Source organism: Streptomyces inhibens, assembly GCF_003389455.1.
GTDB classification, from domain to species: Bacteria; Actinomycetota; Actinomycetes; order Streptomycetales; family Streptomycetaceae; genus Streptomyces; species Streptomyces inhibens.
This window is the reverse complement of the sequence record NZ_QUAC01000367.1, coordinates 1-5297: the sequence shown is the minus strand read 5'-3', so window position 1 is coordinate 5297 and position 5297 is coordinate 1. Positions and strand designations below refer to the sequence as shown.

The 5297-nt window shown below is 71.7% G+C and carries 5 protein-coding genes and 1 pseudogene; 5 read left to right on the top strand and 1 reads right to left on the bottom strand.

Annotated features, from left to right (window positions below):
• The 4 genes and pseudogenes from DY245_RS44945 to DY245_RS44940 form a co-directional block, all read left to right on the top strand.
• Positions 1–237 (top strand): annotated as a pseudogene (locus DY245_RS44945) (class I SAM-dependent methyltransferase); the annotation flags it as partial.
• 16 nt (positions 238–253) lie between these two features.
• Positions 254–1300 carry a nicotinate-nucleotide--dimethylbenzimidazole phosphoribosyltransferase gene (cobT, locus tag DY245_RS34645; RefSeq protein WP_128511075.1) on the top strand — a complete coding sequence of 349 codons (1047 nt, stop codon included), beginning with the start codon at positions 254–256 and terminating at the stop codon, positions 1298–1300.
• 141 nt (positions 1301–1441) lie between these two features.
• Entirely contained in the window at positions 1442–3202 is a 1761-nt protein-coding gene (locus tag DY245_RS34640) for a phosphatidylglycerol lysyltransferase domain-containing protein (protein ID WP_128511074.1), read from the top strand.
• 50 nt (positions 3203–3252) lie between these two features.
• Positions 3253–3951, top strand: a complete 699-nt coding sequence (locus tag DY245_RS44940; protein WP_244943453.1) for a hypothetical protein — start codon at positions 3253–3255, stop codon at positions 3949–3951.
• Here DY245_RS44940 and DY245_RS34630 read toward each other — a convergent pair.
• Positions 3926–4663 (bottom strand): hypothetical protein, encoded by a 738-nt coding sequence (locus tag DY245_RS34630; RefSeq protein WP_128511073.1) that lies wholly within the window; start codon positions 4661–4663, stop codon positions 3926–3928. The two genes, DY245_RS44940 and DY245_RS34630, sit on opposite strands and share 26 nt — an antisense overlap.
• A gap of 108 nt (positions 4664–4771) precedes the next feature.
• Here DY245_RS34630 and DY245_RS34625 point away from each other — a divergent pair.
• The coding region (locus DY245_RS34625) for an adenosylcobinamide-GDP ribazoletransferase (RefSeq protein ID WP_147318409.1) at positions 4772–5297 on the top strand (526 nt) is incomplete at its 3' end.

The window sequence follows — 5297 nt, the reverse complement described above, 5'->3', positions numbered from 1 at the left end:
GGGCCGGCCGGCGGCCGCCGGCCTGCTCCGGTGCGCTGGGGCCTGGACCGCGCCGAGCTGCCGCGGCTGGCCGCCGTACACCCGGGCATCGCCGCCGTACGCGAAATCCCCCGGCCGGACTTTCCCGCCCGCTACCGGCACCACATCCCGGTGCTGCGGGCGCTGACGCCGCTGGTGTGCGAGGTGCGCTTCGCCGGCGCCCGTTGCCCCCGGAGCGTCTCGTCAGCCGTGAGTTGACGGTAATCTGCGCCCAATGAGCGCCCTGAACCTCGATGACTTCGCCCACCTGATCGAGCGCCCCGACGGCGGTGTGCGCCGTGACGCCGAGGAGCGGCGGGCGCGGCTGGCCGTGCCTCCGGGCGCGCTCGGCCGCCTCGACGAGCTGGGCGAATGGCTGGCCGCCGCGCAGCAGCAGGTGCCGGTGCGGCCCATCGAGCGGGCGCGGGTGCTGCTGTTCGCGGGCGATCACGGCGTGGCGGAGCTGGGTGTGTCGGCGCGTCCGGCCGGCGGCACCAAGGATCTTGTACGGGCCGTGCTGGACGGCGCGAGCCCGGCCGCGGTGCTGGCCCGTGGCGCCGGGGCGCAGCTGCGCGTGGTGGACATGGCGGTGGACTGCGACCCAAAGGAGCTGCCGGAGGAGGTCACCCGGTACCGGGTGCGGCGCGGTTCGGGGCGGATCGATGTCGAGGACGCGCTGACCGCCGAGGAGGCCGAGGCGGCGTTCCGGGCCGGGATGGCGATCGCCGACGAGGAGGCGGACGCCGGTACCGACCTGGTGGTGCTGGGCGATCTGAGCGTCGGCGGCACGACGGCCGCGAGCACCCTGATCGCCGCGCTGTGCGGGACGGACGCCTCGGTGGTCACCGGGCGGGGCGGTGCCCCGATCGACGATCTGGCGTGGATGCGCAAGTGCGCGGCGATCCGGGACGCGCTGCGGCGGGCCCGTCCGGTACTCGGCGATCAGCTGGAGCTGCTGGCCGCTTCCGGTGGCGCGGATCTGACGGCGATCACCGGTTTTCTGCTCCAGAGCGCGGTGCGCCGGACGCCGGTGATCCTGGACGGGGTGGTCTCGGCGGCCTGTGCGCTGGTGGCGCAGCGGGTGGCGTTCCGGGCGCCGGACTGGTGGGTGGCCGGTCAGGCGAGCGGGGAGCCGGCGCAGGCGAAGGCGCTGGACCGGATCGCGCTCAACCCTCTGCTCGATCACGGCGTCACTGCTGGTGAGGGGACGGGGGCGCTGCTGGCCCTGCCATTGGTGCAGGCGGCCGCGGCCCTGGCGGCAGAACTGCCCGTACGCGACTGACGCGGCGCCGGCCGGCAACCGGCCGGCCGTCCGCGCTCGGACGAACGCTCCGGACCGGGGCTTTCACCACTTCACGCCCGTACCGGACCACCGGCGGCGCCCCATAAGATCACGCTTTACACGTTTTATGGGAGACATCGCTTGAGTCGGGACGAAGACCGCGCAGACCGCCCCCGCGGTCGCTGGTCGCAGCGCGGTGCCACATTCGGCATCTGGTATCTGCGCACGGTCACCTTCATCAATTTCCTGAGCGCGGTGTGGGTGTCGTTCGCCGATGACATCCGCCGGCACAACATCGAGGAGTTCTTCACTCCGTATCTGCTGACGGCCGGATTCGCGTCCGGCGCCTTCTCGCTCTTCCTGTCGGTCACCCTGCGGCGGCGCAAGCGGGCGGCCTGGATCTTGAATCTGGTGCTGTCCGGGCTGCTTCTGCTGCTGTTCGGGTTCGCGCTGATAGCCGCCCCCGAGTTCCGCGAACATGCGCAGAACTGGGTGTCGCTGGCGCTGACGCTGCTGTTCGCGGCGGCGCTGCTGGTCAGCCGCCGGGAGTTCTACGCGAAGGGCGACCGGGCGAACCCGAAGCTCGCCGCGGTCACCGCGGCCGGCGGGCTGCTGGTCGCCTCGCTGCTCGCGGCGCTGCTGGTGACCGTCACCAACACCGCGCAGGACGGTTCCTCGACCTTTGCCCAGCGCTGGCGTTACGGCCTGATGCGGCTGGTGTCCCTGGCCGCCGACGACCGCGCGTTCCCCGGGATCGCCACCCCGAACTGGGTCAATGTCGCGATCAATGTGCTGAGCACGCTGCTGCTGGTGGCCGTCCTGTGGGCGGCGTTCCGGTCCGTACGCAGCACCGAGGCGATCACCGAGGACGACGAGGAGCGGCTGCGCGCCCTGCTCGCGCGGCACGGCGACCGCGATTCGCTGGGCTACTTCGCGCTGCGCCGCGACAAGAGCGTGATGTTCTCCCCCAGCGGCAAGGCGGCGGTCACCTACCGCGTGGTGGGCGGGGTGTCGCTGGCCTCCGCCGATCCGCTGGGCGATCCCGAGGCGTGGCCCGGGGCGATCGAGGCGTGGCTGGCCGAGGCCCGGGAGCACGGCTGGGCGCCGGCCGTGATGGGCGCGGGCGAGGAGGGCGGCACGATCTACGCCCGGCACGGTCTGGACGCGCTGGAGCTCGGCGACGAAGCGATCGTGGACACCACGGAGTTCACGCTCGGCGGCCGGGCGATGCGCACCGTACGCCAGGCGTACAACCGCATCGAGCGGGCCGGCTACACCGTCCGTATCCGGCGTCACGAGGACATCCCCGCCGAGGAGATGGACCGGCTGCTGCGGCTGGCCGACGACTGGCGCGACGGGGAGACCGAGCGCGGCTTCTCGATGGCGCTGGGCCGGCTCGGCGACCCCGCGGACGGGCGCTGCGTGATGCTCGAATGCACCGACGAACAGGGCGAGTTGCGGGCGCTGCTCAGCTTTGTGCCGTGGGGCACGAAGGGTCTTTCGCTGGACCTCATGCGGCGGGACCGCAACTCCGAGAACGGGCTGATGGAGTTCATGGTCCTGGAGCTGATCCAGCGCGCGAAAGAGGTGGAGATCACTCAGCTCTCACTGAACTTCGCGATGTTCCGCTCCGTCTTCGAACGTGGATCGCGGCTCGGCGCGGGCCCGGTGCTGCGCCTGTGGCGCTCGCTGCTCAGCTTCTTCTCCAGGTGGTGGCAGATCGAATCGCTCTATCGCGCCAATGCGAAATACCGACCGATCTGGGAGCCGCGGTACATGCTCTTCGAAAAGAGCACCGATTTGCTGCGGATCGGAATCGCTGCCGGCCGTGCGGAAGGCTTTCTTGAAGCACCCGGTCTGCCCAAGTGGCTGAACCGCAAGCACCTGGAGAATGTGAGATGAGCCCGGCTGGGGCGGGGCGGCGGGAAGGACCCGCGCCGGGGCGGCGGGAGATGCCCCTTCTGCGCCGCGCCGCGCGTGCCGAGTGGGGCCCCCTCCTGCGGACGGTGCGGTCCGCGCTGGCCGCGACGAAGCTGCGGGCGATTCCGGTGACGCTCGCCGCGGTGTGCCTGACCCTCGTCTTCCAGTTCGTGCAGAACCAGCCCTGGGGCTATCAGCCGGTCCAGGACATCGGCTCCGTACAGGCCTGGGAGCATCTGTGGGTGGCGCTGCTGCGCACCCCGCTGTCGCTGTTCGTCCCCGCGCTGGACCTTCCGGTGTGGGGCGCGCTGGCGCAGATCCTGGTGGTCTTCGGGATCGCGGAGATCTGTGTGGGCTGGCGGCAGACGATGGCGGTGGCGTATCTCGCCACGCTCGCCGGGACGATGTACGCCCGGATCGGCATCTGGATCGGACCGGAGAGCCCGATCGGGCTGCCCGACTCGGACAAGTACGTCATCGACACCGGGCCGTCGGCGGCCGTGGTGGGGCTGGCGGTGTTCGTGTGCTGGCGCTATCGCGCGTGGGTCACCTGCGCGGTGGTGGTGCTCGCGATGCTCTTCGAGGTGGTGTCCATCAAGAACAACCTGGCGGGCAAGGAGCATGTCGCAGCGGTGCTGGCGGTGCTGGCGCTGTGCGGGGTGTGGGAGGTGTGGCGGCCGCGCAAGCCGCGCGGCGCCCAGCGCGTCACCGGTTGGGAGCACCCCCGATGACATGCTCGACCTTGCGGCGCAGCGCCGACCAGCGCCGGTCGTGACGGTAGGCGCGGACCTGGGAACGGGCCCGCGCCTTCGGCCGTTTGCGGTAGAAACGCCTGGCCCAGGGCGAGTTGGGCCGGGCCAGCCGGATCGCGCCGAAGAGCGCGACGAAGGGCACGAAGACCCCGATGACGGCGATCCGGCCCTTCCCCTTGAAGAGCGCGACGACCGCGAAGAGGAAGTTGACGGCCACGGTCCGTACGACCGTGAAGCGGTCGGCCGTCTCGTCCGGGCTCAGTTCATTGACGCCGAACGGCAGGAAGCCGGCGAGGACCAGGGCGACCAGCGCGGCGGTGAGGATGACGATCTCGACGCTCTTGGTGCCCTGCTCGGTCCAGTACACATCGTCGAGGTGCAGGATCAGCGCGAACTCGTCGAGGACGAGCCCCACCCCCATGCCGAAGAGCACCGCCGCCACACCTGCGCCGAAACCGCGCCCGTCCCCGGCGAGGGCGATGAAGCCGCCGACGACCATCAGGACCACACCGGGGACGACATGGTGGACATGGATGCCGCCGGGGGTGATGTTGCGGAACGGCCCCTTGCCCGCGCGGATGAGACGGGTGATGACCCGGGTCACCAGGAAGGTCAGCACGAACGAGGCGAGGGCCAGCAGCAGCGGCAGCCGCCCCGGCTCGACGATGTTGCGGTACCACCAGTGGCCCATCCCACACGCTCCCCTTCGTCCGTTAAGGACACGTAGGGACAATTAGGCACCGTTCCCTCGATCAGGGGCGGCAATCAAACGCCGCGGACGCCCGGATAGCCTGCCGCGGTGACCGAGACCCCCGCCCCCCCGGGCCCCTCCGACGCCCTGCGCTTCGCGTTCGGGACGCTGACCGTACTGCCGGTACGCGTCACCCGCTGGGACCGCGCCACGGCACGCGGCGGGATGCTCTGTGCGCCGCTGGCCGGGCTGGTCGTCGGGCTGTGCGCGGCCGCGGCCGGCGGGGCGCTGCTGCTGCTCGGCGGTGGCCCGCTGCTCGCCGCGGTGGGCAGCGCCGCGGTGCCCGCCGTGCTCACCCGCGGACTGCATCTGGACGGGCTCGCGGACACCGCCGACGGCCTGGGCAGCGGCAAACCCGCCGAGGATGCGCTGCGCATCATGAAGCAGTCCGACATCGGCCCGTTCGGGGTCATCACGCTGCTGTTCACCCTGCTGGCCCAAGTGGCCGCGCTGGACGAGCTGTACGCCGAGGGCTGGGCGCACGGCGCGCTCGCGGCGGCCGTCGCGGCGTCCGTCGCCCGCTGTGCGCTGACCCTCGCCTCCCGCGCGGGGGTGCCGGCCGCCCGGCCGGAGG

Excerpts from the sequence above, each read along its gene's own strand:
- cobT (WP_128511075.1), top strand. The coding sequence starts at position 254 with ATGAGCGCCCTGAACCTCGATGACTTCGCCCACCTGATCGAGCGCCCC.
- DY245_RS44940 (WP_244943453.1), top strand. The coding sequence starts at position 3,253 with ATGCCCCTTCTGCGCCGCGCCGCGCGTGCCGAGTGGGGCCCCCTCCTG.
- DY245_RS34630 (WP_128511073.1), bottom strand. The coding sequence starts at position 4,663 with ATGGGCCACTGGTGGTACCGCAACATCGTCGAGCCGGGGCGGCTGCCG.